General features: G+C 59.3%; 22 protein-coding genes and 1 pseudogene. 14 read left to right on the forward strand and 9 right to left on the reverse strand.

The genetic code is table 11. From position 1 onward, the window contains the following. Window positions 1-47: 47 nt before the first annotated feature. Both PSEMO_RS27435 and PSEMO_RS27440 read right to left on the reverse strand, forming a co-directional pair. Window positions 48-551 (reverse strand): carbohydrate porin, encoded by a 504-nt coding sequence (locus tag PSEMO_RS27435; protein ID WP_081430345.1) that lies wholly within the window; start codon window positions 549-551, stop codon window positions 48-50. A 21-nt stretch (window positions 552-572) separates the two neighbouring features. After that, window positions 573-1376: an SDR family NAD(P)-dependent oxidoreductase gene (locus PSEMO_RS27440; RefSeq protein WP_075806290.1), complete on the reverse strand. Its 804-nt coding sequence runs from the start codon at window positions 1374-1376 to the stop codon at window positions 573-575. Between the two features lie 1046 nt (window positions 1377-2422). On the opposite strand from PSEMO_RS27440, the gene PSEMO_RS27445 reads away from it, so the two are divergent. Next, window positions 2423-4822, forward strand: a complete 2400-nt coding sequence (locus tag PSEMO_RS27445; RefSeq protein WP_075806025.1) for a membrane-bound PQQ-dependent dehydrogenase, glucose/quinate/shikimate family — start codon at window positions 2423-2425, stop codon at window positions 4820-4822. Between the two features lie 419 nt (window positions 4823-5241). Here PSEMO_RS27445 and PSEMO_RS27450 read toward each other — a convergent pair whose 3' ends face one another. Beyond that, a complete protein-coding gene (locus PSEMO_RS27450; RefSeq protein ID WP_305955611.1) occupies window positions 5242-5565 on the reverse strand; it encodes an SDR family oxidoreductase in 324 nt (107 codons plus the stop codon). A gap of 598 nt (window positions 5566-6163) precedes the next feature. Between PSEMO_RS27450 and PSEMO_RS27455 the strand changes: the two genes are divergently transcribed. The 4 genes and pseudogenes from PSEMO_RS27455 to PSEMO_RS27475 form a co-directional block, all read left to right on the forward strand. After that, the gene (locus tag PSEMO_RS27455; RefSeq protein ID WP_075806027.1) at window positions 6164-6523 is read left to right on the forward strand and encodes a putative quinol monooxygenase; all 360 of its coding nucleotides are present in this window, start codon (window positions 6164-6166) and stop codon (window positions 6521-6523) included. A gap of 330 nt (window positions 6524-6853) precedes the next feature. Further along, a complete protein-coding gene (locus PSEMO_RS27460) occupies window positions 6854-7852 on the forward strand; it encodes an NAD(P)H-dependent flavin oxidoreductase (RefSeq protein ID WP_075806028.1) in 999 nt (332 codons plus the stop codon). Window positions 7853-8062: 210 nt separating this feature from the next. After that, window positions 8063-8907 (forward strand): IS5 family transposase gene (locus PSEMO_RS32440; protein ID WP_372239145.1). Its coding sequence is split into 2 segments (ribosomal slippage): window positions 8063-8417 and window positions 8417-8907, totalling 846 coding nucleotides; the frame shifts between segments, so codons are not numbered across the junction. Between the two features lie 38 nt (window positions 8908-8945). Next, a pseudogene (locus tag PSEMO_RS27475) lies at window positions 8946-9500 on the forward strand (mechanosensitive ion channel family protein); the annotation flags it as partial. A 5-nt stretch (window positions 9501-9505) separates the two neighbouring features. Here the strand turns inward: PSEMO_RS27475 and PSEMO_RS27480 are convergent. Next, on the reverse strand, window positions 9506-10186 hold the full coding sequence (locus PSEMO_RS27480) for a GntR family transcriptional regulator (RefSeq protein WP_075806031.1): 681 nt from the start codon (window positions 10184-10186) through the stop codon (window positions 9506-9508). Between the two features lie 197 nt (window positions 10187-10383). On the opposite strand from PSEMO_RS27480, the gene PSEMO_RS27485 reads away from it, so the two are divergent. Both PSEMO_RS27485 and PSEMO_RS27490 read left to right on the forward strand, forming a co-directional pair. Further along, window positions 10384-12123 carry an IlvD/Edd family dehydratase gene (locus PSEMO_RS27485; RefSeq protein ID WP_075806032.1) on the forward strand — a complete coding sequence of 580 codons (1740 nt, stop codon included), beginning with the start codon at window positions 10384-10386 and terminating at the stop codon, window positions 12121-12123. 93 nt (window positions 12124-12216) lie between these two features. Next, the gene (locus tag PSEMO_RS27490) at window positions 12217-13566 is read left to right on the forward strand and encodes an MFS transporter (protein ID WP_075806033.1); all 1350 of its coding nucleotides are present in this window, start codon (window positions 12217-12219) and stop codon (window positions 13564-13566) included. An 8-nt stretch (window positions 13567-13574) separates the two neighbouring features. On the opposite strand, the gene PSEMO_RS27495 is transcribed toward PSEMO_RS27490, so the two are convergent. The 3 genes from PSEMO_RS27495 to PSEMO_RS27505 all read right to left on the reverse strand — a co-directional run bounded on the left by PSEMO_RS27495 (window position 13575) and on the right by PSEMO_RS27505 (window position 15741). Beyond that, a complete protein-coding gene (locus PSEMO_RS27495; RefSeq protein ID WP_075806034.1) occupies window positions 13575-14444 on the reverse strand; it encodes a carboxylate/amino acid/amine transporter in 870 nt (289 codons plus the stop codon). A gap of 267 nt (window positions 14445-14711) precedes the next feature. Next, entirely contained in the window at window positions 14712-15311 is a 600-nt protein-coding gene (locus PSEMO_RS27500; RefSeq protein WP_075806035.1) for an FMN-dependent NADH-azoreductase, read from the reverse strand. Window positions 15312-15411: 100 nt separating this feature from the next. Continuing rightward, the gene (locus PSEMO_RS27505) at window positions 15412-15741 is read right to left on the reverse strand and encodes a 3-phosphoglycerate kinase (RefSeq protein ID WP_075806036.1); all 330 of its coding nucleotides are present in this window, start codon (window positions 15739-15741) and stop codon (window positions 15412-15414) included. Between the two features lie 50 nt (window positions 15742-15791). On the opposite strand from PSEMO_RS27505, the gene PSEMO_RS27510 reads away from it, so the two are divergent. The 4 genes from PSEMO_RS27510 to PSEMO_RS27525 all read left to right on the forward strand — a co-directional run bounded on the left by PSEMO_RS27510 (window position 15792) and on the right by PSEMO_RS27525 (window position 19993). Then, a complete protein-coding gene (locus PSEMO_RS27510) occupies window positions 15792-16715 on the forward strand; it encodes a LysR family transcriptional regulator (protein WP_009405168.1) in 924 nt (307 codons plus the stop codon). Between the two features lie 12 nt (window positions 16716-16727). Further along, a complete protein-coding gene (locus PSEMO_RS27515; RefSeq protein WP_075806037.1) occupies window positions 16728-17543 on the forward strand; it encodes an alpha/beta fold hydrolase in 816 nt (271 codons plus the stop codon). After that, window positions 17537-18094, forward strand: coding sequence for a peptidylprolyl isomerase (locus tag PSEMO_RS27520; RefSeq protein ID WP_075806038.1), 558 nt, complete (start codon window positions 17537-17539; stop codon window positions 18092-18094). Before PSEMO_RS27515 ends, PSEMO_RS27520 begins: the two co-directional genes overlap by 7 nt. Window positions 18095-18157: 63 nt before the next feature. Then, window positions 18158-19993: an ABC transporter ATP-binding protein gene (locus PSEMO_RS27525; RefSeq protein ID WP_075806039.1), complete on the forward strand. Its 1836-nt coding sequence runs from the start codon at window positions 18158-18160 to the stop codon at window positions 19991-19993. Window positions 19994-20002: 9 nt separating this feature from the next. Here PSEMO_RS27525 and PSEMO_RS27530 read toward each other — a convergent pair whose 3' ends face one another. Further along, window positions 20003-21127: a GNAT family N-acetyltransferase gene (locus tag PSEMO_RS27530; RefSeq protein WP_075806040.1), complete on the reverse strand. Its 1125-nt coding sequence runs from the start codon at window positions 21125-21127 to the stop codon at window positions 20003-20005. A gap of 159 nt (window positions 21128-21286) precedes the next feature. Continuing rightward, window positions 21287-22600, reverse strand: coding sequence for an OprO/OprP family phosphate-selective porin (locus PSEMO_RS27535; protein WP_075806041.1), 1314 nt, complete (start codon window positions 22598-22600; stop codon window positions 21287-21289). A 465-nt stretch (window positions 22601-23065) separates the two neighbouring features. Here PSEMO_RS27535 and PSEMO_RS27540 point away from each other — a divergent pair, with 465 nt between their 5' ends. From PSEMO_RS27540 to PSEMO_RS27550, 3 genes are all read left to right on the forward strand, one after another. Then, complete coding sequence (locus PSEMO_RS27540) at window positions 23066-23806, forward strand: SDR family NAD(P)-dependent oxidoreductase (RefSeq protein ID WP_075806042.1); 741 nt, start codon at window positions 23066-23068, stop codon at window positions 23804-23806. Window positions 23807-23879: 73 nt separating this feature from the next. Continuing rightward, a complete protein-coding gene (locus PSEMO_RS27545; protein WP_144443635.1) occupies window positions 23880-25010 on the forward strand; it encodes a hypothetical protein in 1131 nt (376 codons plus the stop codon). Beyond that, window positions 25010-26239 carry a hypothetical protein gene (locus PSEMO_RS27550; protein WP_075806044.1) on the forward strand — a complete coding sequence of 410 codons (1230 nt, stop codon included), beginning with the start codon at window positions 25010-25012 and terminating at the stop codon, window positions 26237-26239. The genes PSEMO_RS27545 and PSEMO_RS27550 overlap by 1 nt, the downstream gene beginning before the upstream one ends.

Genomic DNA, 26239 nt, shown 5'->3' on the forward strand with positions numbered 1-26239 from the left:
TCAAGCCAGGGTTTGGCTGGCGGTGTCAAGCGATGCGGTATAGGTAGTCAAAAGGGCTTCTCCCATGCACTGATTTGAGCGCTAATTATATGATATTTATGGATAATTTCCAAAGTTGATGACATTGAGGTCTGGCCACGCCCATAGACTTCTTGAACCGAAGTGAACGCACCAACGCGTGGATCACCAATTCGCTCATTGGTGATATTTTGGCCGTTACGCTCACTGACGGAAAATTGAAGCTCTGCGTCCGACCAACCCAAAACCTTGTCGAGGTCTACATTGACGCCGAACGCAAGCTGATCAGCATATCTGCCAGTAGTATGGGAATCGTAACCCCCAGCCACATTAGACGCGGCCTCTCCTACATAGGTGATATCGAACTTATAGCCTTTCTCAAGGAGCTCTGAGCGAAGTCCGCCCCAATCACCCATCATCCATGGCGAGTCGTTTGAAAATGCCCCTTCCGCATGAGCATAGCCACCAAAACAAACGAGAATTGCAGGAATGGTACGCACAGCAGCACACGCCAAAGAATGTTTGACAGACATGGTTAATCTCTTTTGTTGTTTTTAGATAATCGAACGAACACTACCGCCATCAACGCCCCACACACTCGATGTAACAAATGAAGCTAGATCAGAGGAAAGGAAGACAATAACGTTTGCTACTTCCTCTGGAGTTCCGAGGCGGCCAAGTGGCAACTGACGCAGGGACATCTCATGCTTCACGGCCTCCTCGGGTGGAAGACCGTGAATTTCACTCAACGTGTCGGCGAAACCACCTGGCTTTGTCCAAAATGGCGTCCAAATTGGCCCTGGAGCGACAGCGTTAATACGGATATTGGGGCCTTCACTGCGAGCCAGTCCTTTGGTGATCGCGAGTACCGCTGCTTTGGATGCAGAGTAATCCATCGGATTGGACTCAGGCTGACGCGCCAAGTCAGAGGCATTATTGATAATCACTCCGGATTTACGAGTTCGCATTACAGGCAAAACCTTTCGGCACGCCCGAACGTAACTCATGAAATTCAGATCGAGTGTCTGCTGCCATTGCTCATCTGTAATGTCATCGAAGCTACGTACAGCCCCCGAGCCTACGTTGTTGATCAGGATATCAACAACACCATCAAGGGCTGTCAGAGCACTGTTGAACGACGAGTCGACGCCATGAGCGGTGGAGAGATCTGCTTTGATGATGTGGCTTTCGACTTCGAGCATGTCAAGCTCATGCTTGAGGGTCTCAAGCTCATTCAGGTCGTAATCTAGCAAAGCAAGAGAGCAACCTTCCCTGGCAAACGCAAGAGCTGTTGCTCTGCCAATGCCATTAGCTGCTCCTGTGATGATTACTTTGCGTTGTTCTAAGTTAATGTGCACTAGATCCTCCAAGGCCTCTTTTCGAGGTCGATTTCTCACTGAGTTTTAGCGGTATCCTTAGCGACAAGTCCATGCAAGCCGTTTTAGTCTTACCACCTAGAAAGCTTTAACCTGAGAACACCGAATTTGAGGCGCATACCACCACCAGCAACCAAATAAGAAACAGCAAAATCTGGAGCGGCATAGAAAGCCGATATATAGCATTAACCGTGGCAGGACTCATAATTCAGCACCCCTAAAAATATTCTTATAATAAATCCGCGCATACGCACCCGATCAACCTCTCAGACTGAAGCAGTCTGAAATCTTTGATACTCAGGCACGGGCACATACTGAAACCTCTGCAGCCCTGTTGTTCCAGGCGCTATAGAAACCGCAACCATGCACGGCCAAAAGATTCTGGATGTATGACTTTGCTTAGATCGAAAAAATGCGCGAGAACGTAAGACGGCTCTACTATTGAAGAAACCGGCGCACGCCAAAGAAAGGGCGAGTCGCTTTGACTCGATAGGAATGGTGCAATTTTTAGCGGAAGCGCTTTTCGAACAAATGGGAAGTCGACTAGCGAAGAATGACATGAAAATGGCAAATGCCAGATTGAAATAGTGCATAGCCAAGCCCTGTAAATTTTTATATTTGTATACAGTTTTATGCCCAACCACAGCCACTCAAATTCCCTTTCAACCCACACTAAACAAGCAGTAAGACCTGACGCTGCATCAAGCCCCTGGTAGGGCCCTGCGTTCATAGCCTAGGCATTTGAAAGTCACAGAGCTGCTTCCTGCATCTAAGGGAAACACAAGCCGTCTTTTCAAAAAATGCCTTGATTGAAAATCATTATTTCCATATTGAAATAATCATGTAGTGGCGCAAGGAGCGGTAGAGCTTTGGTCTACTCACAGTAGATTGAAAGGGGATTTACCTAGCAGGCGCTGTCCCCGATAGTTCCGCCGATTTTTTCTCTAGTTAGTTCTAGGTAGTTATTCCACATGGATTGGCGGGTTAATCGCTCGTCCTAGCTCACATCGATAAAGAGACACACTTTAATGTCCCTAGAAAAACAAACCCGGACTGGTGGATGGTTCCCCCCAGTGCTGGGCAGCCTGCATGCCTTGTTAGGCTTGTTCCTTCTTCTCGGCGGGATCGCCCTCGCCAAGAACGGAGGCTCTTGGTATTACCTGATTGCAGGCGTTGGTATGCTGCTATCGGCCTACTATCTGATGCGCAGACGATCCATCGGTATCGCGATCTATGGCGCTGTGTTCCTGGGCACACTGGTATGGGCCGCATACGAAGCCGGCTTGGATTACTGGCAGTGGGTTCCTCGACTAGGCGTGTTCCTGGCGCTCGCTATCCTTAACGCATTGGCCATTCCAGCTTTCAAACCCGAAATGAATCGGCGGGCCAGCAAAAAAACATCTTACTCCCTCGCGGGCGTGCTCGGCTTGGTATTGCTAGCAGGCTTCGCCGCTGCCTTCATTCCGCATGGTGTAATCGAATCGAATACCACTGTAGATCGCAGCAACATGACTCCGGCGACCCAAGGCAATTGGGCGCACTATGGCTCCACTGCAGCGGGCACGCGCTATGCCCCTTATGGCCAGATCAACAAAGAGAACGTCGATGGACTAAAAGTCGCGTGGACATTCCACACCGGTGAAGTCGCCGAAACTGGCCTCGAAGACCAAAACACCCCCTTGCAGATCGACGATACCGTTTACATCTGCACGCCTAAGAGCCAAGTCATCGCAGTCGACGCCGATACAGGCAAGGAGCGCTGGAGATTCAATCCCAAGTCGGACACTGGCGTTTGGCAGCGATGCCGGGGCGTTGGCTACTACGACGTTGAGAATGGCGCCAAGTACCACGATACCCAGAACTCCCCTGCCCAGCCTGCAGCGGCAAACAGCTGCCGTCAGCGCATTATCGTCGCTTCAAACGATGCACGCTTGATGGCTGTTGATGCACACACAGGCGAGCTGTGCGAGAGCTTCGGTGAAAATGGTACTGTCCAGCTAAGCCAAGGCTTGGGCCCATATAAGCCCGGAATCTACTCCCAGACTTCCGCTCCATTGATTGCTGGAGACCTTGTAATTCTTGGCGGGCGCATCTACGACAACGTGGCTGCCGGCCAGCCATCTGGCGTCGTTCGCGCATTCAGCGCAGTCACTGGCGAACTGGTGTGGGCATGGGATCTTGGCAATCCACTAATTGATCGCCTGCCACCTGAAGGTGAGACTTACACCAAGGGCACACCAAACGTATGGGTTACACCGACCTACGACGAGCAACTGGGCTTGGTGTATCTGCCAACCGGCAACACGACGCCGGACTTCTGGGGCGGAAACCGCACAGAAGCGGAGCGGAAGTATTCTTCTGCCGTCGTTGCTCTGGATGTGCGCACGGGTAAAGAACGCTGGATGTTCCAAACCACTCATCATGATGTCTGGGACTACGACGTTCCTGCACAGCCAACGCTCTACGATATCCCTGATGGAAAAGGCGCAACCGTTCCAGCTCTGATCCAGGTCACCAAACGCGGTCAGATCTTTGTACTGGATCGTAGAAACGGCAATCCTATTTCGGATGTGAAGGAGATCGCCGTTCCCCAAAATGGCCAGGAGCCGCTGTCTCCGACTCAGCCGTATTCGGTAGACATGCCAGCCATTGGCGTAGATCCACTGTCTGAAAAGCGCATGTGGGGTCTCAGCGTCTTCGACCAGCTGATGTGCCGTATCCAGTTCTCCCAGCTTCGTTACGAAGGCGATTTTACTCCTCCGACGACCACACCCTCACTGCAGTGGCCGGGCTTCTACGGTGGCATGAACTGGGGTAGCGCAGCTGTTAACGCTACCAACGACTACCTCATCGTTAACGACATCCGCCTGGCGCAGATCATCCAGCTGAAAAGTCGTGAGGAAACTGATCGAATCATTGAAGAGACCCGTGGCAAAAGCGGAGGCGCTGGCCATGACGGCATCAATCCTCAGTACGGCACTCCATATGGTGTGATGCTGATCAACTTCATGTCGGCTCTCGGCGTTCCCTGCCAGAATCCCCCGTTCGGGTCGATGACCGCAATCGATCTCAAAACCAAGAAGATCGCATGGCAGCGTCCACTCGGCACCGTCGAAGACACCGGCCCGCTGGGAATTGCAACGCACCTCCCTATGCCAATCGGCACACCAACACTAAGCGGTTCCCTGACCACGCAGTCTGGCCTCATCTTCTACGCGGGCACTTCTGACTACTACCTCCGCGCCATCGATGCTGATAGCGGGAAAGACCTGTGGAAAGGTCGACTCCCTGTCGGCAGACAAGCAACTCCGATGACCTACATCTCGCTTAAGACGAAAAAGCAATACGTACTTCTCACCGCCGGCGGCGCTCGAAATTCGCCAGACCGTGGTGATTACGTGATCGCCTACGCCCTGCCTGACAAGTAACGGTAGTGGCAGCATGGGGTCGGCCACAGGCTGACCTCATGCTCTGGCCGACATCCTTCAAAAAAAATCTGCATCACTTCCTTAGCATCTGCTCAGGCGGATAGCTGTCGATGGCGCCTGCGCTCATCTCGATTTAAATAGCCAACTCAGTCAGTGACGAGTCCAAGTCTTGAAGCCATCTGCCTGCGCTCATGCTCAAGTCGCTCATCACCACCAACACAAAACGTGAGCAAAAAAATACCTGGAACACCCGCACGATGTCCCAGGTAACGCTGCACAAAAGCTACGTGAACTCACTCCTAGGAAGCAGTGAGCAACAGCGCGGCATAACTCAGCAAAACAACGATGATCTCTAGGTCGATAACAGCTCTGCGGATCAGTTAGATCCATCGCATAGGCCCGGCCCCGGGTAAATCACCTTAAATCGATGCTCCTTCTGCGCCCGTCCTGAAGTCGAAGCTGGCGGTCAAACCACCGTCCGCTGTGACATCGGCACCGTTCAGCGCAACCGCCCCCTCTGAAAGCAGGAACAACGCAGCAGACGCGACTTCCCGCGCTTCCGGGATGCGGCCATTCGGTTGACGAGCAGAGCGTGTATCAAAGAAACGCTGCGAGTCCGCCGCAGACTCGAGATGGCGCTTGAACAGGCCAGCCATCATCGGGCCAGGACTCAAGACATTTACACGTACTCCTTGGCGCGCATGATCCATAGCTCGTTTGCGCGCAATTAAAAATCGACCGATTTCAGCGTTTCAAAAACCCATAGATTTTCCAGATACTTGCAAAACGCAAGACTGTTGTATTTTGCATGGCAACCTATTTTTTATTTTTGGGGCCGTATCTCTTACAAAAATCACCCCTTAGTCAGCGCTCAAGGGCATGGAAGTAGGGTCTATCTAGACCCCGTACAGCTCACCACAAACGGATGAACATCAAAGTTCCCCAAACGCAGCTGCACTCAGACCAGACACCAGAACGAAATTAACCTGTCAAAACAGTGGAATGAATAGCCAAGCTTGAAAAACATTATTTCACAGATGAAACAAATAACTCTGCTCGTTGTGCTAGCGTTTAGATCACGGTCTAGGTGCTGGTCTCGTTACCCATACACACCAGAACTGGAAGCCAAATACCCGAACGCTTCAACGCTTCATGGAGAGGCGGGCCAGGTGGTAGGCTTCAGAGATCGCTTCGCTGCACCTACCCACACGCCGTTAGCCTCAGCATCGAAGCAGTGCGCTCCGTGGTTCTTTTCAAATCAAGGGGGCTTTCTTGTGAGCCGGGCCTACCACGCTCGCACGCAGACCTCCCTTCAATATCATGTTCGAGAACCTGTCACGAATGAGTAAACACGTAATCTTCACCCTATCCCTAAAAGTCTCACCATCTAATCTTGCGGCTCTCTTAAAAGTCGTGCAACAACTGGTTGCCGATACTGAAAAGGAAGAAGGCTCGCTTACCTACGAGTACTTCGTCTCCGATGATGAAAGCACTATTGCGATACATGAAAGATATGTAGATTCGGCGGCAGCAGACCTCCACCTAACCCATACTTTCCCTCCATACTCTGAGAGCTTCGCTAAATTTACAGAAACCGAAAGCTTCTTCATCCATGGTGACGTTTCCACAGAACTCAAGGCAACACTTAAAGAAGCCAAGGTAATTTACCTTAAGCCATTCGCCGGATTTGATAGATACTAAATACAATATCGTATGTCGCGGGTATTAAAATGTCTATCCGCGACTCACCCTCCTCACGCCAATCACCTGCTGTACTTGCTTGATATGAGAGGAGCGAGATTCTCCCTCGTCTGACGAGCCTGCTTAATACCTGGCAGGGTCATCCGTCTCGCGGCCCTGAGATGGCCTAGGATCGGCATCAACAAGCGGTCTCGAATACGCTTTACCGCTGAACGATTGTTTAGCTATAACGGTGGAGTACTGCGGCCAAATCTGAAGCCGTCCTGCGATCCAACCCTTTCGCCCGGCCAGGGTCTTCACCCTCCGCCGTGGAAGACCTGGAGTGCTCTGATGCGAAACCCATTATTCAAGACTCGTATCACCGAAATGCTCGGCATCCGCCATCCAATCCTTTGCGGCGGGATGGGGCCTGGCGTTTCAGACGCGACCTACGTAGCGGCTGTGGTCAATGCGGGGGGAATGGGGTTCATCGTTGCTTCTGCCTACCCTGATCCAGAGCAGTTTCGCGAGGAGCTTCGTAAGTGCCGGCAACTGTTACTTGGAAAAAGGTTCGGTGTGAACCTCTACATATCAGGTCAGCCCACTGCAGCCGGTCGGATGCAGGAGCAGGTGAGAATCCTGGCTGAAGAGAATGTCCTTTGCGTCGAGACCTCAGGTGGTAGCCCCGAGGCAATCCTTCCTGCTCTCCGCGAATCCGGCATCAAAGTGCTGCACAAGGTTTCAGCCGTCCGACACGCGAGGTCAGCCGAACGCCTGGGCGTTGATGCCGTGATTGTTGTTGGCAATGATTCCGGAGGTCATCCAGGAACCTATGGTATCAGCAGCATGGTGCAGGCCCCTCAGGCCTCACAGGAGCTATCCATACCCCTGGTGATTGGCGGTGGGATGGGAACAGGGAGCCAACTCGCCGCCACCCTGGTGATGGGTGCTGACGCGATCTTGATGGGCACCAGGATGCTGGTATCGGAAGAGCTGTGGATTCACCGCCAATACAAGGATCTACTGGTGAACAGCGATGGCACGGATAGCGTCATCGTCAAGACCGGCCTACGCCAACATCACCGGGTTTTGAACAACGAAAGCGCGAAAGCCGTGGCTGCCATCGATGCGACGGGTACCAGCGATTTTGAACACTACCGCCCGCACGTCATGGGCAAATTAACCACCCAGGCCTACCTTACGGGTGATAGCAGCATCGGTATGCTCGACTACGGGCCATCTGCAGTTTTTGCGACTGCAGTGCAGCCAGTGGAACAAATATTCGACGACATTCTGGACGATGCAAAGCGTGCAATGCAGCGCCTGAACAACCTCAGCTGTGGAGGATGACCTTTACCGTGATTCGCGATGGATCGCTGACCTTGTCTTTGCCCAAATAGGACAAGCCAGGTGCAACTGGATCTTCTGCTCAAACTCCAACGTCCCCAGCAAATAAAGCATCCCTAGGTTCTGTCTGAAATTGAGCGAAACCGAACTTCAGTGCCGCGAATGCTGAGAATTTTGTAAGGTTTTCAGCCATCTATGGAAAGGAATCCTGTGATGGCTAATCGCTACGAACTCTCGGATGAAGCATGGAATCTGGTCGCAGATCTGTTTACCTCAACCCACACCAGAGGCAGGCCGCGATCAAGTGATCGCCTGATGCTCGATGGCGTGCTGTGGTTGCTGCGCTCCGGTGCTCCCTGGCGCGACATGCCCGAGCGCTTTGGGCCCTGGCGAACGATTTATCACCGCTTCCGGCTTTGGCGAAACCGGGGAACCTTCGAGCAGATGCTCAAGCGATTGCATTTGCAGCACAATGATCAAGGGCTCATCGACCTGCAGACCTGGATGATCGATTCAACTGCTGTTCGTGCCACCCGCGCCTCATCAGGTGCAGGTAAAAAAGGGGGCTTGATGAGCCCGCAGATCACGCTCTAGGCCGCAGTCGGGGTGGTCTCACCACCAAGATTCATATGCTCTGCGACGCCAACGGCGTGCCTTTGCGCTTCCTGCTTTCTGACGGTCAAGCCAGCGATATCAGCTACGCAGAGCCATTGCTGGACGATGTCTGTATCCCGACGAGCAAACGCGGCCGACCTCGTAAGCGCTGCCGCTGGCTTTTAGCCGACAAGGGCTACGATGCTGATGCACTACGCCGCTACTGTGACCGGTATCGAATGCAGCCGGTCATTCCTCTGCGTGCGATGAAGCGCAAACCCAAGCCTGGGTTGCCCCGCCTGTTTGATCGCCCCAAATACCGCCAGCGGAATGTGATCGAGCGTATGTTCGGCTGGCTGAAGGAGAACCGCCGAGTCGTGACTCGCTTCGACAAGCTTGCAAAAAGCTATGGCGCGATGGTCTCGCTGGCTTGTGTCATGCGGTGTCTGCGACACCTGTTTTGAGACAGAACCTAGATAGTATGAAAATTTACCGGTTGTAATGGCGCGGCATGCAGCAATCCGGCGGACGGCGGATCAAGCGCAGCCTGTTCATCGATGCCGGCGGCGTACGCTTCCTCACCGCCGAAGAACAGCACCGCCTCAGCGATGTGCGCCTGCTCAAGGACTACCTCGCGCAAAAGCGCAACGAACTGCACACCTGGAACGAATCCCAGGGCCAGGTTGCCGAGCTCTCGGCCAACCGCCGCAAGCTGACCAATATCGGCACCTTCCGCGCCTTCGCACTCGCCTACCTGAAGAACCATCCCGACGTGCAGCAGGGCATGACCTGCATGGTCCGGCAGATGCAGACCACCGCCGAGGGCGTGCCGCTGGAGATCTACTGCTTTACCCGGACCACGGTGTGGGCCGAGTACGAGCGGATTCAGGGGGATATTTTCGATTATCTGCTGGCGGTGTTGCCGGAGTTTGGGTTGGCGTTGTACCAACAGCCCAGCGGCAGCGATCTGCGCGCCGGGCTGGATGCCCTGTCGACCGGCCTGGCCGGCGAGCGCCGACCGCTACGTGCCGAGGCGACCGCTCAAGAGCAAGCCTGACGTACCTACTGGTTCTTCTGGCTATCGCGAAGCTGGTAATGAGACACATAGGTGTCTCTCGAAGGCTTGAGATGGTCGCTGCACAGTTGAACCAGTTTATCCACGTCGCCAGCCCTCAAGGCGTCGATGATCAGCCAATGCTCGCGCCGTGCCCGTTCCAGCTGATCGCTTATGACCAGGGAGGACGAGCGAATGGAATGGGCACGCTGGGCATGGTCCTGGGTCGCCGCCACCAGCACTGGGTTGTCCGAGAGGCCGAACAGGACTTTGTGAAACTGCATGTTGGCGCGGAAGGCGCCACGAAGGTTTTCTGACGCGACCATCTCGTCGTGGTTGTCCTGAATGGCAATCAACCGGTTCAGGTCGCTCTCGCCGACCGGAAACCTGATCAGCCGCACACACTGGCATTCAAGCAGCTCGCGCACGGCATAGAGATCTTCCACTTCCTTCGCCGTATAGGCGCGAACGAGCGCACCCACGTTGCGCTTGCGCTCCACCAGCCCCATGCGCTCGAGCTCCACCAGCACCTGCCTCACCACGTGCCGCTTGAGGCCGAAACGCTCGAGCAGGTCATCCTCGACCAACCGCTCCCGTGGATGAAGAAAGCCCAGGACAATCTCCTCCTCGAGTATGCGCACAGTCTGTTCGAGGCCGCTGGCCTGGGTTTCCGAATCGATGAGTTGCATGACGCTGCCTTAAGAACGGGTGGTGCGGACGGGAGAAAGACTGCCACAAAACCACGCGTGCCGCAGCTTCATCGACGGCCAGCCACCTCGCCGAGGAGCGGTGCTTGCACAAGCACCGTGATCGTGTTCTTATCGCCTCACCAGATTATCAATAATCTGATCGACAATTAATTCAATAATAACGCGGTAGGTGATCCATGCCTGACACTCCTCCTGTCATCAAGCCCACTGGCATTCGCAAAGGGCTGACCAACTACGGCGATACCGGTTTCGCCCTGTTCCTGCGCAAGGCGTTCATCAAAGGTGCCGGCTACAGCGACGATGCGCTGGATCGCACGATCATCGGCATCGCCAACACGGGCAGTGGCTACAACCCCTGTCACGGCAATGCGCCGCAGCTCATCGAAGCCGTGAAGCGCGGGGTGATGATGGAGGGTGGCCTGGCGATCGATTTCCCGACCATTTCCATCGCTGAAAGCTTCTCCCAGCCGACCAGCATGTACCTGCGCAACCTGATGGCCATCGACACGGAGGAGATGATCCGCGCACAACCCATGGACGCCGTGGTGCTGATCGGGGGCTGTGACAAGACCGTGCCGGCTCAGTTGATGGGGGCCGCATCAGCCAATGTGCCGATGATCCAGTTGGTGACGGGCTCCATGCTCACCGGCGGCCACCGTGGCGAGCGCGTCGGCGCGTGCACCGACTGCCGGCGCTTCTGGGGACGCTATCGTGCCGAGGAGATCGATGAGCAGGAGATCACCGAGGTCAACAACAAGCTGGTCGCGAGCATTGGCACCTGCTCGGTGATGGGCACTGCCAGCACCATGGCGTGCATCGGCGAGGCACTGGGCATCGTGATGCCGGGTGGCGCAACGGCGCCGGCCGTCACCAGCGACCGGATACGCATTGCAGAGGAAAGCGGTCGCCAGGCGGTACGCAACGCGCGCAATGGGCTGACCCCGGACAAGATCCTGACCGCGAAGGCCTTCGAGAACGCTTTGCGCGTCCTGCTGGCCATTGGCGGGTCCACCAACGGCATCGTTCACCTGACCGCGATCGCCGGGCGCATGGGCTTCGAGATCGATCTCGAGGCGTTCGACAACATGAGCCGCGAAACCCCGGTACTGGTCGACCTCAAGCCTTCAGGCCAGCACTACATGGAGGACCTGCATCGCGCAGGCGGCCTGCAGTCCGTTCTGCGTGAACTGAAACCGCAATTGCACCTGGACGCGATGACCGTCAGCGGGCGCAGCCTGGGTGAAGAGCTCGAGGATTTCCCCGAACATAAACAGGATGTGGTTCGCAGTTTCTCCAACCCGATCTATCCAGCGGGCGGCATCGCGTTCCTCAAGGGCAACCTGGCGCCTGATGGCGCGATCATCAAGCAATCCGCCGCCAACCCCGAGCTGATGGAGCACGAAGGTCGGGCCGTGGTCTTCGAGAACTCCGAAGACATGGCGGCACGCATCGACGATCCGGACCTCGATGTGCAGGCCGACGATGTCCTGGTACTGAAGAACATCGGCCCGATCGGTGCGCCGGGCATGCCCGAGGCCGGCTACCTGCCCATTCCCAAGAAGCTCGCCCGACAGGGCGTAAAGGACATGGTGAGGATTTCCGATGGACGCATGAGCGGCACCGCGGCCGGCACCATCGTGCTCCACGTCACCCCGGAAGCGGCGCTGGGCGGGCCGCTGGCACTGGTCAGGAGCGGTGACCGGATTCGCCTGAGCGTCAGCGAGCGCAGCCTGGAACTCAAGGTTGACGACGCAGAGCTCGCCGCTCGCCGCGCCAGCCTGGTCCTGCCGAAACCCGTCGATGCCGAGCGGGGCTATCGCAAGCTGTTCTACGAGCAGATGACCCAGGCCGACAAAGGGTGCGACTTCGAATTCCTGCGCCCTCCGCAAATGATCGCCCGCGTACCGATGAAGTAAGGCCTGGCAAGACAGTAACGCTTCATTGAAGGCCGGTCGCGTCCAGGCGTTTCTGGCGCTCCCGGCTCACTGACAATAACAAGAGGTGTTCGAATGAACGCGCGCCCTACCCGCATTCGCTATTTCATTCTGCTGTTACTTTTCCTGGTAACAACGATCAACTACGCCGACCGCGCGATACTTTCCATCGTCGGCTCATCGATGCAAAAGGAACTTGGCATCACGCCGGTGCAGATGGGCTTCCTGTTCTCGGCATTCGCCTGGGCCTACGTGGCCGGCCAGATTCCCGGAGGGTGGTTGCTGGACCGGTTCGGCACCAAGCGCGTCTACGCGTGGAGCATCTTCCTCTGGTCGTTGTTCACAATCCTGCAGGCCACCGTCGGCTGGTACAGCGTGTCGGTCGCCGTGGTCGTCATGTTCGCCCTGCGCTTTCTGGTCGGGCTCGCCGAATCGCCCTCCTTCCCGGGTAACAGCCGCATGGCTGCCGCCTGGTTCCCCTCCGCTGAACGCGGCACGGCCGCGGGCATCTTCACCTCCGCCCAGTACTTTGCAACCGTGCTGTTCGCGCCATTCATGGCATGGATCGTCTACCGGTTCGGCTGGCACTACGTGTTCGTGGTGATGGGCGGCCTGGGCATGGCGATGGCCGCTATCTGGATCAAGACTGTCTACTCGCCAAAGCAACACCCGCGCATCAATGCAGAAGAGCTCAGGCATATCGCCGAGGGCGGCGGCATCATCGACATGGACCAGACCGGGGCCAAGAGCGATGCCGTCAAGCCCAGCCTCTCGGCGTTCAAGCAGCTGTTGAGCAACCGCATGATGCTGGGTGTATTCGTCGGCCAGTACTGCATCAATACCCTTTCCTACTTCTTCCTGACCTGGTTCCCGGTGTATCTGGTCCAGGACCGCGGGATGTCGATCCTCAAGGCGGGTTTCATCGCGTCCATTCCGGCGATCTGCGGGTTTCTGGGCGGTGTACTGGGTGGAATCATTTCCGATGGCATGATCCGCAGAGGACAAAGCCTGACCTTTGCACGCAAAGCCCCGCTGGTGCTGGGCATGCTCATGTCCACCAGCATGGTTGCCTGCAACTATGTCGACACTGAATGGGTGATCGTGGCGATCATGGCGCTTGCCTACTTCGGCAAAGGCTTCGGCGCCATCGGCTGGGCAGTGGTGGCCGACACCGCGCCCAAGCAAATCGCCGGGCTGTGCGGCGGCATGTTCAACGCGTTCGGCAACACGGCCGGCATCACCACGCCCATCATCATCGGGCTGATCCTGCAGGCGACCGGCTCCTTCGAGAGCGCCCTGGTATTCGTGGCTGCCAATGCCCTGGTCGCGATGTTCTGCTACCTGGTCATCGTCGGGAAGATCGAACGTATGGAATACAAGTCCGATGACACCCAGCAGCCACTTGCAAAGAGCGTTTCAAGCTGATGGTTCAGCTACGTCGCGTTGAGCGCCGAGCGCTGCGTACCCAGGCGACTGAGCCACAGTGACGCCAGGATGATGGTCCCACCGAAGAACAACCGCCCCAGCGGCTCGTCCTGATTCCAGATCAGCAAGTTGAGCAGCAAGCCCACCGGGACATGCAGGTTGTTCATCACCGCGAGGGTGCCGCCGGAAACCAGGCAGGCGCCCTTGTTCCACCAGTACAGGCCCAGCGCCGTCGGACACAGCCCGAGGAACAGCAACACGCCCCACTGCACGTTGGTAGTGGGCAGGTGCCGGGCATTGCCGAAGGCGAGGAAGGCCGGCAGTACGACGATCAGTGCACCCAGGTAGAAGTAGCCGAAACGCCGGTAATGCGGCAGGTCGCTGGGGTGGCGGGCGACCAGGTGCTTGTACAGGACCTGGCCGGCGGCGTAGGTGAAGTTGGCCAGTTGCAGGAGCAGGAAGCCGATGAAGAAGTCCGGGTTGATGCTGTCGAAGCGGATCACCGCCGCGCCGGCCACGGCCACCAGGGCAGCGAGCAGCGCCCAGGGGTTGAAGCGGCGGTTCAGGGCGTCTTCGATCAGGGTCACGTGCAGCGGGGTGAGGATGGTGAACAGCAGCACTTCCGGCACCGTCAGCACGCGGAAGCTGAGGTAGAGGCAGACGTAGGTGATGCCGAACTGCAGGGCGCCGATCACCAGCATGGCGCGCATGAAGCGCGGCTCGACCTGGCGCCAGCGGGTCAGCGGGAGGAAGACGATCAGGGCCAGGACGACCCGGGCCAGCACCGCAAAGTAGCTGTCGACGTGGCCGGCGAGGTATTCGCCGATCAGGTTGAAGGAATACGCCTGGATCAGCGCGACGATCAGTAGGTAGCCCATGGTTGCCTCTCGGGGATCAAGGCGGCGACCTTAGCGGGTTGGAGTATCCCAGTGCAATTCTCGGGATTCTTTATTGCTCTTGAGGGCCTCATCGCTGGCAAGCCAGCTCCCACAGGGTTCTGCAGCGACTCGGACCCTGTGGGAGCTGGCTTGCCAGCGATGAGGCCCTGAGAGGCAATAAAAAAACCCGGCCGAGCGCAGGGCTTCGACCGGGCAGTACACCCAAAGGAGCAAAAAGGGGTGTCAGTCAGGGAATGTTCTTTGGCCTCAGGCCACCGCGGCCAACTTGGCCTTGGCCTGGTTCAGGCCCTTCTCATGGAAGTCGCCGCCCATGTTCAGGCCTTCGGCGTGGATAAAGGTCACGTCATGGATGCCGATGAAGGCCAGCACCTGACGCAGGTACGGTTCCTGGTGATCACTCGCCGCACCAGCATGGATGCCGCCGCGAGCGGTCAGCACGTAGGCGCGCTTGCCGGTCAGCAGGCCTTGCGGGCCGGTGTCGGTGTATTTGAAGGTCACGCCGGCACGCAGCACATGGTCCAGCCAGGCTTTCAAGGTGCTCGGGATGGTGAAGTTGTACATCGGTGCCGCCAGGACCAGCACATCGGCCGCCAACACTTCGTCAGTCAGTTCATTGGAACGCGCCAGGGCCTGCAGCTCTTCGGCGCTGCGCTGCTCTTCGGGCTTCATCCAGCCGCCCAGCAGGTTGGCGTCCAGGTGCGGCACCGGGTTCTGTGCCAGGTCACGCAAGGTGACGCTGTCGGCGGGGTTGGCGGCCTGCCACTGGGCAACGAAATCACGGGTCAGTTGACGGGAAATCGAATCCTGCTGGCGGGCGCTGCTTTCGATGATCAGTACGCGGGACATTGAATTTTGCCTCCATCGGCAAGGTCGCTAAGTCGATGGAGACAAGATTAATGATTGACCTATCGATAAAAAAGCGTAAAAACTCGGTCAAATCTATCAGTTAATTTGCTTGTTGCGCCTTGCAGTCCACCAGGATGCGCATCTTGATGATCTGCTTGTTGAAGTTGGCCGTGACATCGAGGCTCTTCTTCGCCGGCACGTCGACCCGGCGTACCCTTGGGGTTTCCGGGCCATTGCGGAAAGTCACCCGGCACGAAGCGGCGGTGTCGCCATAGTTTTCGAGGGTGATGGTGCTCATGTCGTTGGCGGTGTCGTAGGCGGTGGTGTCGAGCTTGATACCCTCGCCCAGCTCCTTCGTCACTTCGATGGGATACGCCGCCAGCACGGTCAGCGGCAGCAGGGCCAGCAACGCAACAGAATATTTCTTCATTCGGCGCTCTCCTTGAGAAGAGCGCCAGCTTAGGACAACAGGAGCCGAAGATGAAAGCGCCGCGCGTTACCCTGGATCAGTGGCGAACCCTGCAGGCCGTGGTCGATCACGGCGGCTTCGCCCAGGCCGCCGAGGCCCTGCACCGTTCGCAGTCCTCGGTGAGCTACACCGTGGCCCGGATGCAGGATCAACTCGGTGTGCCGCTGCTGCGCATCGACGGGCGCAAGGCGGTGCTGACCGATGCCGGCAACGTGTTGCTGCGCCGTTCGCGGCAACTGGTCAAGCAGGCCAGCCAGCTGGAAGACCTCGCCCACCATATGGAACAGGGCTGGGAAGCCGAGGTGCGCCTGGTGGTGGACGCCGCCTACCCCAACGCCCGCCTGGTCCGCGCGCTGAGCGCGTTCATGCCGCAGAGCCGCGGCTGCCGGGTGCGTCTGCGCGAAGAGGTGTTGTCCGGGGTCGAGGAAGTGCTGCACGAAGGTATCGCCGACCTGGCCATCAGCAGCTTCAGCATCGCCGGCTACCTGGGTGCCGAGCTGAGCGCGGTGGAGTTCGTCGCCGTGGCCCACCCGGAACACCCGCTGCACCGCCTCGGCCGGGTCCTGAACTTCCAGGACCTGGAAAGCCAGCTGCAAGTGGTGATCCGCGACTCCGGCCGCTCCCAGCCCCGCGACGTCGGCTGGCTCGGCGCCGAACAGCGCTGGACCGTGGGCAGCCTGGCCACCGCCGCGACCTTCGTCAGCAGCGGACTGGGCTTTGCCTGGCTGCCGCGCCACCTGATCGAGCGCGAGCTGCGCGAGGGCGTGCTCAAGCCTTTGCCGCTGGATCAGGGTGGCAGTCGCCATCCACTGTTCTACCTTTACTCGAACAAGGACAAACCCCTCGGCCCCGCGACGCAGATCCTCATCGAGTTGCTGCGCAACTTCGACACCGCGCCGCTGGACGTCCCCTTCGCCGCCCCGGCCCAAGCCTGACAGGAACCGCCCATGGCCTACTTCGAACATGAAGGTTGCTCCCTGCACTACGAAGAATACGGCCGGGGCGAACCCCTGGTACTGCTGCACGGCCTCGGTTCGAGCTGCCAGGACTGGGAAATGCAGATCCCGGAACTGGCCGCCGACTATCGCCTGATCCTCCTCGACCTGCGTGGCCACGGACGCTCCGACAAGCCCCGCGAACGCTACAGCATCGCCGGCTTCAGCGCCGACCTGATGGCCCTGCTGGAACACCTGAACACCGGCCCGGTGCATTTCGTCGGGCTGTCCATGGGCGGCATGGTCGGCTTCCAGTTCGCTGTCGACCACCCCGAGTGGCTGCGCAGCCTGACCATCGTCAACAGCGCCCCGGCGGTGAAGGTGCGCACCCGTGACGATTATTGGCAGTGGGCCAAGCGCTGGAGCCTGGGGCGCATCCTGTCCCTGAGCACCATCGGCAAAGGCCTGGCAGCGCGGCTGTTCCCCAAGCCGGAACAGGCCGAACTGCGGCGCAAGATGGCCGAGCGCTGGGCACAGAACGACAAGCGCGCCTACCTTGCGAGCTTCGACGCCATCGTCAACTGGGGCGTGGAGGAACGCCTGGGGCGGATCACCTGTCCCACCTTGATCATCTGCGCCGACCACGACTACACCCCGGTGGCGCTCAAAGAGCAATACACCGCACTGATCCCCGGCGCCCGACTGGCGGTGATCGCCGATTCCCGGCACGCTACGCCGCTGGACCAGCCCCACGTCTTCAACCAGACCCTGCTGCAGTTTCTCGCTGCGGCCTCAACCACCTCTCAAGGATCATTGAGTACATGCTGAAGAAAATCCTCATGGCCGCCTGCTCGGTCGCCTTCGCTACCGGCGTCATGGCTTCGGACAAGACCCCGCACGTCGAACTGACCACCAGCTTCGGCAAGATCGAGATCGAACTGAACGCCGAGAAGGCACCGGTCAGCACCAAGAACTTCCTGCAGTACGTGGACAGCGGCTTCTACAACAACACCATCTTCCACCGCGTGATCCCGGGCTTCATGGTCCAGGGCGGTGGTTTCACCGACCAGATGGTGCAGAAGGACACCAAGGACCCGATTGCCAACGAAGCGCGCAACGGCCTGCTGAACACCCGCGGCACCCTGTCCATGGCCCGCACCAGCAACCCGAACTCGGCCACCAGCCAGTTCTTCATCAACGTCGCCGACAATGACTTCCTCAACCCGGGTCGCGACGCCGGCTACGCGGTATTCGGCAAGGTGACCAAGGGCATGGAAGTGGTCGACCAGATCGTCAACTCGCCTACCACCATGAGGAAAGGCATGCGTGACGTGCCCGCCGATCCGGTCTACATCAAGTCGGCCAAGCGCATCGACTGACCGGGGTGTCACAGGGACGTGACCCCTCGGGCGAAGCGCCCGCCATCCTTACAGGAGTGCTGCATGCTGTTCCGTCGTTTCGAGCAATTGATCGACATCTTCCGCGAGGCGCCCACTGCGGCGCCTCCTTCGCGGGTCCTGCCCTTCTACCTTTACTACCTGCGCCAGGTCTGGCCGGCGTTCGTCGCCCTGATGGTGCTGGGCCTGATCGTCGCCCTGATCGAAGTGGCGCTGTTCAGCTACCTGAGCCGGATCATCGACCTGGCCCAGGGCACGCCGAATATCAACCTGTTCAGCGAACATGCCGGCGAACTGATCTGGATGCTGGTGGTGGCATTGGTGCTCAGGCCGGTGTTCGTCGGCCTGCATGACCTGATGGTGCACCAGGCCATCAGCCCGGGCATGACCAGCATGATCCGCTGGCAGAACCACGCCTACGTGCTCAAGCAGAGCCTGAATTTCTTCCAGAGCGACTTCGCCGGGCGCATCGCCCAGCGCATCATGCAAACCGGCAACTCCCTGCGCGACTCGCTGGTGCAGGCCATGGATGCGCTGTGGCACGTGAGCATCTATGCCATCAGCTCGCTGGTGCTGTTCGCCGAGGCCGACTGGCGCCTGATGATCCCGCTGCTGACCTGGATCGCCTGCTATGTCGTGGCCCTGCGCTACTTCGTGCCGCGGGTGAAGGAGCGCTCGGTGGTGTCGTCGGAGGCGCGCTCCAAGCTGATGGGGCGGATCGTCGATGGCTACACCAATATCGCCACCCTCAAGCTGTTCGCCCATACCGATTTCGAACAGCAATACGCCCGCGAAGCGATTCGCGAGCAGACCGAAAAGACCCAACTGGCCAGCCGGGTCATCACCAGCATGGACGTGGTCATCACCAGCCTCAACGGCCTGCTGATCGTCAGCACCACGGGCCTGGCCCTGTGGTTGTGGACCCAGTCGCTGATCACTACCGGCGCCATCGCCCTGGCCACCGGCCTGGTGATCCGCATCGTCAACATGAGCGGCTGGATCATGTGGGTGGTCAACGGCATCTTCGAGAATATCGGCACCGTGCAGGACGGCCTGGAAAGCATCGCCCAGCCGGTCAGCGTCACCGATAAACCGAACGCCCCGGACCTCAAGGTCGATCGCGGCGCGGTGCGTTTCGAGAACGTGGATTTCCACTACGGCAAGAGCGGCAGCCGGATCATCAGCAACCTCGACCTGGATATCCGCCCCGGCGAGAAGATCGGCCTGATCGGCCCGTCCGGTGCCGGCAAGTCGACCCTGGTCAACCTGCTGCTGCGCCTGTATGACCTGGAAGGCGGGCGCATCCTCATCGATGGCCAGGATATCGCCGAGGTCACCCAGCAAAGCCTGCGCGGGCAGATCGGCATGATCACCCAGGACACTTCCCTGCTGCACCGCTCGATCCGCGACAACCTGCGCTACGGCAAGCCCGATGCCAGCGACGAGGAACTGTGGAACGCGGTGTGCGGCGCACGGGCCGAGGAATTCATTCCGCTGCTCAGCGATGCCCAGGGCCGCACCGGCTTCGATGCCCATGTCGGCGAGCGCGGGGTCAAGCTCTCCGGTGGCCAGCGCCAGCGCATCGCGATTGCCCGGGTACTGCTGAAGAACGCGCCGATCCTGATCATGGACGAGGCCACTTCGGCACTGGATTCGGAAGTGGAAGCCGCCATTCAGGAAAGCCTGGAAACCCTGATGCAGGGCAAGACCGTGATCGCCATCGCCCACCGTCTCTCGACCATCGCCCGGATGGATCGCCTGGTGGTCCTGGAGAACGGCCGCATCGCCGAGATGGGCAGCCACAGCGAGCTGCTGGCCCAGCGCGGGCTCTATGCCCGGCTCTGGCATCACCAGACCGGCGGTTTCGTCGGGGTCGACTAAGAGCCTCGCTCAGCCCTGTCGATACGGCAGGGCCGAGCGGGCATCTTTCGCATAGGCCAGCACGCCGAGACGTTCCTGGCGCAGGAAATCCTCCACCGCCGTGCGCAGGCCCGGGTGCAGCAGGTAATGCCAGGAGCGGGTGATCACCGGCTCGAACCCTCGAATCAGCTTGTGCTCGCCCTGGGCGCCGGCGTCGAAGCGCTGCAGGCCTTCGGCGATGGCGTAGTCCATGCCCTGGTAGAAACAGGTCTCGAAGTGCAGGCGATCGAACTCGGCCAGGCAGCCCCAGTAGCGGCCATAGAAACTGTCGCCGCCGACCAGGCTGAAGGCCATCGCCACTTCGCGCCCGCCCTGCAGGGCCATGACCACGCGGATCGCCTCGGGCATGCGCTCGGCCAGCAGGCTGAAGAATTCCCGGGTCAGGTACGGTGCGCGACGGCGCACCGCGTAGGTGTTGGCGTAGCAGGCGTAGACGAAGTCCCACTGCGCCTCGCTCAGTTCGGCGCCGCGATACCAGCGGAACTCGATGCCCTGCCCCGCCACCTGCTCTCTCTCCTTGCGCATCTGCTTGCGTTTGCGCGAAGCGAGGGCGTCGAGGAAGTCCTGGAAATCCCGGTAGCCCTGATTGCGCCAGTGGAACTGGCAGCCGAGGCGTTCCAGCCAGCCTTCGCGATGCTGCAGGGCGGCGTCGGCGGCGGGGTCGGTGAAGTTTACGTGCAGGCCGGACTGGCCTTGTTCCAGCAGTGACTCCTCGACCTCCTCCAGCAAGGTTGCCAGCGCATGGGGTTCGCCCAACAGACGTGGTCCGCCTACCGGCGAGAAGGGCACGGCGCAGAGCAGCTTCGGGTAATAGCCGATCCCGGCCCGCTCGCAGGCATCGGCCCAGCCGTGGTCGAACACGTACTCGCCGAAGGAATGGGTCTTGGCGTAGGCCGGCATGGCGGCGAGCAGCTTGCCGTGGTCGTCGGTGAGCAGGCGGTGGGACGGGGTCCAGCCGGTGCGCGGGCTGACGCTGCCGCTGTCTTCCAGGCTGCTGAGGAAGGCGTGGCGCAGGAAGGGTTGGTCCGCCGGGACCAGGGCGTCCCAGGTGGCGGCATCGAGCTGGGCGAGGTGGTTCAGGGTGAGAGTCGGCATTGCGGGAGTTTGCCGGGTTGTGTGCAGGAAAAGAAGATTTGTGTTGTAGCGGGTGGCCTCATCGCTGGCAAGCCCACAATGACCACGTGAGCAACCAAAGGAAAAAAAAGCCCCACCGAAGTGGGGCTGAAAATTTAACGGATGAAGGAGCGTCTTTGCTTAGAAAGCGTACTGTGCGCGCAGTACGAAACCGTCGCCTTTGTCGTCGCCGTTAGCATTCTGGGCGTTGTCGACCTTGGCCTTGACGTAGGTACCGCTGATACGGACGTTTTCGTTGGCGTACCAGTTCAGACCCAGGTTATGCACCTTGCCTTCGATGTCGCCGACGTTGGCGAAGGCGCCGTTGTCGTCTTCAGCTTCGATGTGATCGTAGCGGTAGAACACTTCCCAGGCACCGATCTGCTTGTTCTGAGGCTTGACAGCGTCGAACTTGCCGAGCTTGTAGGCACGGGCTTCACCGGTGATGGTGTAGGCAACCTGAGCGTAGTAACCGGTGGCCTTGATGTCCTGGTAGGCAGCAGCGTCAGCTTCGACCTTGCGCTTCAGGTACTCACCCTGTACCGAGAAAGGACCGGTAGCGAAGGCAGCTTCCAGACCCCAGGCGCGGTCGGTGTCGTAGGCACCGGCTGGAGTGTTGTTGGCGCCACCGAGGGTCAGGCGGTTGCCGTTGGTGCCAGCGTCCTGACCACCGTCGGTGCTCACGCCACGCATGCCCAGGCGGCTGCGGATACGGCCGTCGAAGGAGGTGTCGGACAGGTCGCGCTGAGCGACGTTCAGGCCGAAGTGCAGGACGTTGCCGTCGCTGTGCATCGGCGCGAAGACGCCACGGAAGTTGAACTGCTTGGTGCTGTCGCCGTCTTTGTCAGCGTTGGTGGCGTCTTTGGCGAACATGCCGCCGGACAGGTAGACGGAATCACCGATGTTGCTCGAAGCCTGGATACCCAGGCCGCCGTTGTGACCGTTGACCCAGTCGGCCAGGTCGTAGGCAGCGGTACGCTCGGGAGCGGTTACCCACTTGGAGCTGGTGGCTTTTTCCAGGCCGAATTCTGGGTCGAAGCGACCTACCTTGATCGACACTGGCTTGAAGCCGTTGTAGGCCAGCGAGGCCTCGTCGAAGTAGCCGTCTTCGCTACGGTTGTCACCACCGGAGTTGTGGGAGAAGTCGTAGTTGATCTGGTAAGCCCAGTCGGTAGCCAGAACACCACCGATTTCCAGGAATGCACGACGGAAGTAGCCAGCGTCAGCGCGGTTGCCGTTGACGGTGTAGAACTCGTCGAAGCTGCTGTAGTCAGCCTGGACACGACCGCCGACCTTGAAGCTGTATTGCTTGTCAGTAGTAGCGACCTCGAGGCCACCCTTGGTCTTGACTACGATATCGGCGCCGTCGGTGGTCACGGTACCCGCGAAAGCCTGGGCGGTAACGGCCATGGCCAAGGCGCTGGCTACGAAACCTGCGAAGTGCTTACGGATCATCGATGAAGCTCCCCTAACGTTTTATGGTCTTGATTACGTTGAAAAAACACGTGGACAGGGCCACTTGTGCTGGGGAGGAATCTTGGCGGGGGGTTATTTCAGATCAGTGGCTTTTATATAAATGTTTTGTGACAGCGGAACTTTTTTACTCCGTTCAGGAATATGGCAAAACGCCCGTTTTTCGGCGCGATTGACATCAATTTGCCATCTCTGGGTCGTCCCTGCGACAAAAGCGCACAGCAGCACAGCCTTCCCTCTTCTACCTGCCCGCACCTCGCCGCACTGTCCTGAGCTTCCTTCGCAAACTGTCATGGTCCGGCGACCAGACAGTTTGGTGCGCAGCGCCCCGGCTGTACCGGTACATCCCCCGACGCTCTTTCTAATCTGACCCCGTTCATCAGGCACGGACGCTTCCAGGTAGCAACACCACCTCACCTCACAAGTGCAAGTAAGAAGGAGCAGCAATTGAAAACTGATGAAACGGTCGTCGTCACCGGAGTGACGTCTGGCATCGGGCTGGCTTGCGCCAGAATTTTGCTAAAGCAGGGAAGCAACGTTATCGGAATCGGCCGTCGGGAAGAGCGCCTGAATGCATTGAGCGATGAATTCCACGGAAGTTTCCACGCAATAAGTTGTGATGTTCGCGACAGCCAGACATTGAATGAACGGATCAATGAACTGCCGGAGCAATTCGCAAGTATCGACAAACTGGTCAATGGCGCCGGCCTGCTGCAAGGTCACGGCAAGTTGCTGGACATTACCGACGAGCATATTCAAACCATGCTCGACACCAATGTCCACGGCCTGATCAACGTGACCCGCGCGGTATTGCCCCGGCTGATCGCCAGCGGCCGCGGCCACGTGGTCAACCTGAGCTCCATCGGCGCCCATGTGCATTACCAGGGCGGGCATGTGTACGCCGCCTCCAAGGCCTTCGTCGAGCACTTCGGCCGCTGCCTGCGCACCGAACTGGTGGGCAGCCGGGTACGCCTGACCACCGTCGCCCCGGGCAAGACCCGCTCGGAGTTCGCCCTCGTGCAGAACAACGGCGACCAGGCCCGGGCCGACCAGGTGTACAGCAGCCTGACCCCGCTGGAACCGGAGGATGTCGCCAATGCGGTGGTCTGGGCCCTGCGCCAGCCAACGCACGTGAATATCAACCTTATCGAACTCACGCCTGCTGACCAGGAACTTTCGTACCGGTGATGCCATGAGCCAGACTCTCGCGAAATATTACGTCAGAAACAAACTTACCCATAAGTTGATCAGCAAGCGTGTGTTGTCGCCAATCTCGTTGTCGCAACAACCACCGGCGGATCTGGTCAAGGCCTTGTGCATCGAGGAAGAAGTCTCCCGGCTGTCCGCCGTGTATGCCAACTTCCAGCGTGATGACGATGAACAGACCGGACTTCCACGTTATATGCCGTTCTATCGCTTTATCCAGTCGAAGTTCCCGGGTTTCCAATGGCAAGTTCGCCATGAAGAAGGCCGCAAGACCCTGATTCTGGATAAACCCTATATCAACCAAAGTCGCCCTTCGTTGCTCAACCTGCTGCTCTGCGCGGTCAACGACAACACGGTGACCACCCCGGCGCTGAAGGTCCGCTACCCCACCATGACAGTGCTACCAGACGCTTTGGTGATCGACCTGGAGAAGGCCTTCGAGCGCCTGTCCTTCACCACCTCGGCGCCGCACTTCATGGCGCGCTTCGCCGAAACCCTGGCCAAGGGCCTGGCCGGTGAAACCATCACCCTGGTCTCGCCGGTGTGCCCGGACTACGGCTACGAAAGCAAGAACGGCCGCCTGCGCTACACCTTCGAGCACCTGGGCGAAGGCATCGGCCTGGTGGCCGGGCGGGTGGTCAAGACCCTGCCGGTGCTGCAGGCAGTATTGAAGAAGCACGGTATCGATGCACGGATCGCCATCGGCGCCGGCGACTTCGAGGGCTTCGATGCCTCGACCCTCAACCGCCTCAAGGAAACCCGCGAGGGCTTCGCCCGCAAGCTGCGCATCAGCCAGCAGAAGATCCTCGACATCCTCGGCCCGGACACCGAGTCGATCATGATCGCCGAGGCTGCCGGTGGCGAAGCGCAGTGGCATGCCCTGACCGCCGAGGCCGAACGGCGCCTGGCCAGTCGCGACAACGGCTGCATCGTCGAAAGCGACCTCGACTACGCCGGGATCTTCAATGCCCGCCTGCCGCTGTACCAGGCCTGGCACCAGCAGCGCAGCAATGAGGAACTGATGCAGATCCTCTACGCCCAGGGCGCGGAATACGCGGCCATCGGCAAGGTCTTCGCCGCGCAATGGCAGAACCCGATCGTGATCGGCGCCGACCATAACCGCATGCAGCCGTTCTACTGGTTGTACAGCGACATCCCGGTCCTTTACCTGACGCGGGTGTACTGATGAACCAGCACGACAACGCCACCCACTACTGCCAGTACGGCCCGCAGGGCAACCTGCGCGCGGCGTATGGCCGGCTGCCGTTGCAGCCGCTGTGGACCTGGCTGACCGGCAAGGGCCTGGTGCAACCGGCCGAGGCCCTGAAGGCGAAGATGGACAAGACCGGCGAGCGCTTCCTGCTGGTCCACCTGCTGTTCACCTGGACGGTGATGATCGGCCTGGTGCTGCTCGGCAAGGCGGTGCTGGACGGTGCTTTCCATCCGCTGCTGTCGGTGCTGCTGGTGATCGCGGCCTGGGTGCTGATGGTCAACCGCCTGCGCAGCATGCAGGCGACCTTCCATTACCTGACCCACGGTGCGGTGCTCAAGGACAAGGCCCGGGCCCAGCGTTACGCGCGGTTCTTCCTGACCACGCCGCTGCTGTACCAGGACTGGGACACCTACAACCAGAGCCATGTCCGTGAACACCACAACATCCATGTGCTGTGTACCGACATCGACCCGGACCAGCGCTTCATCCAGGCCCAGGGCTTCTACCCGGGCATGCCGGAGCTGGCCTACTGGTGGCGGGTGATCTGCACACCGTTCCGCCCGACCTACCTGCTGCGCCAGTGGCGCGCGACCCTGAACGACTGCTTCGTGCGGCCGCCACGGGACGAGGTGCGCTTCCGCCTGGTGTTCTGGGCCGTGTTGCTGGTGCTGCTGTGGGCCACCGACAGCCTGATGGCCTTCGCCCTGATCTACGGGATCCCGCGGGCGGTGCTGTTCGAGCACTCGATGTGGCTGCAACTGTTCACCGAACACCTGTGGTTCTACCAGCGCGAGGAAGGCAGGGCCGACAAGCCGCATTACGGCCGCCTGACCTGGGGCCGCTTCCAGGGCCGCACGCCGCCAAGCGGTGGTGTCGCTGCCTGGACCGGCTGGGTGCTCAAGGCGCTGCTGCTGGATGTACCGGTGCGCCTGTACGTCTACCCACAGGACCTGCCCAACCACGACGCTCACCACCGCCGGCCGAACGTGCACTACCGGCATATCGCCAACTACCGCGCCAGCATTGAGGGCCAACCGTCCAGCTACGGCCCGTTCCTCGAAGTCTGGGGCTTCATGTCCGGCCTGTACCTGATTCGCGACCACATGTGCCGCGGCGTGCGCGAGCCCTTCGGCCCGCTGCAGAACGCTGCGACCCAACCCCAAGACATGCTGTACCCCACGCCCAGTTCTCAAGGAGCCTGA

This window comes from Pseudomonas putida, assembly GCF_001941965.1.
Lineage (GTDB): Bacteria > Pseudomonadota > Gammaproteobacteria > Pseudomonadales > Pseudomonadaceae > Aquipseudomonas > Aquipseudomonas putida_L.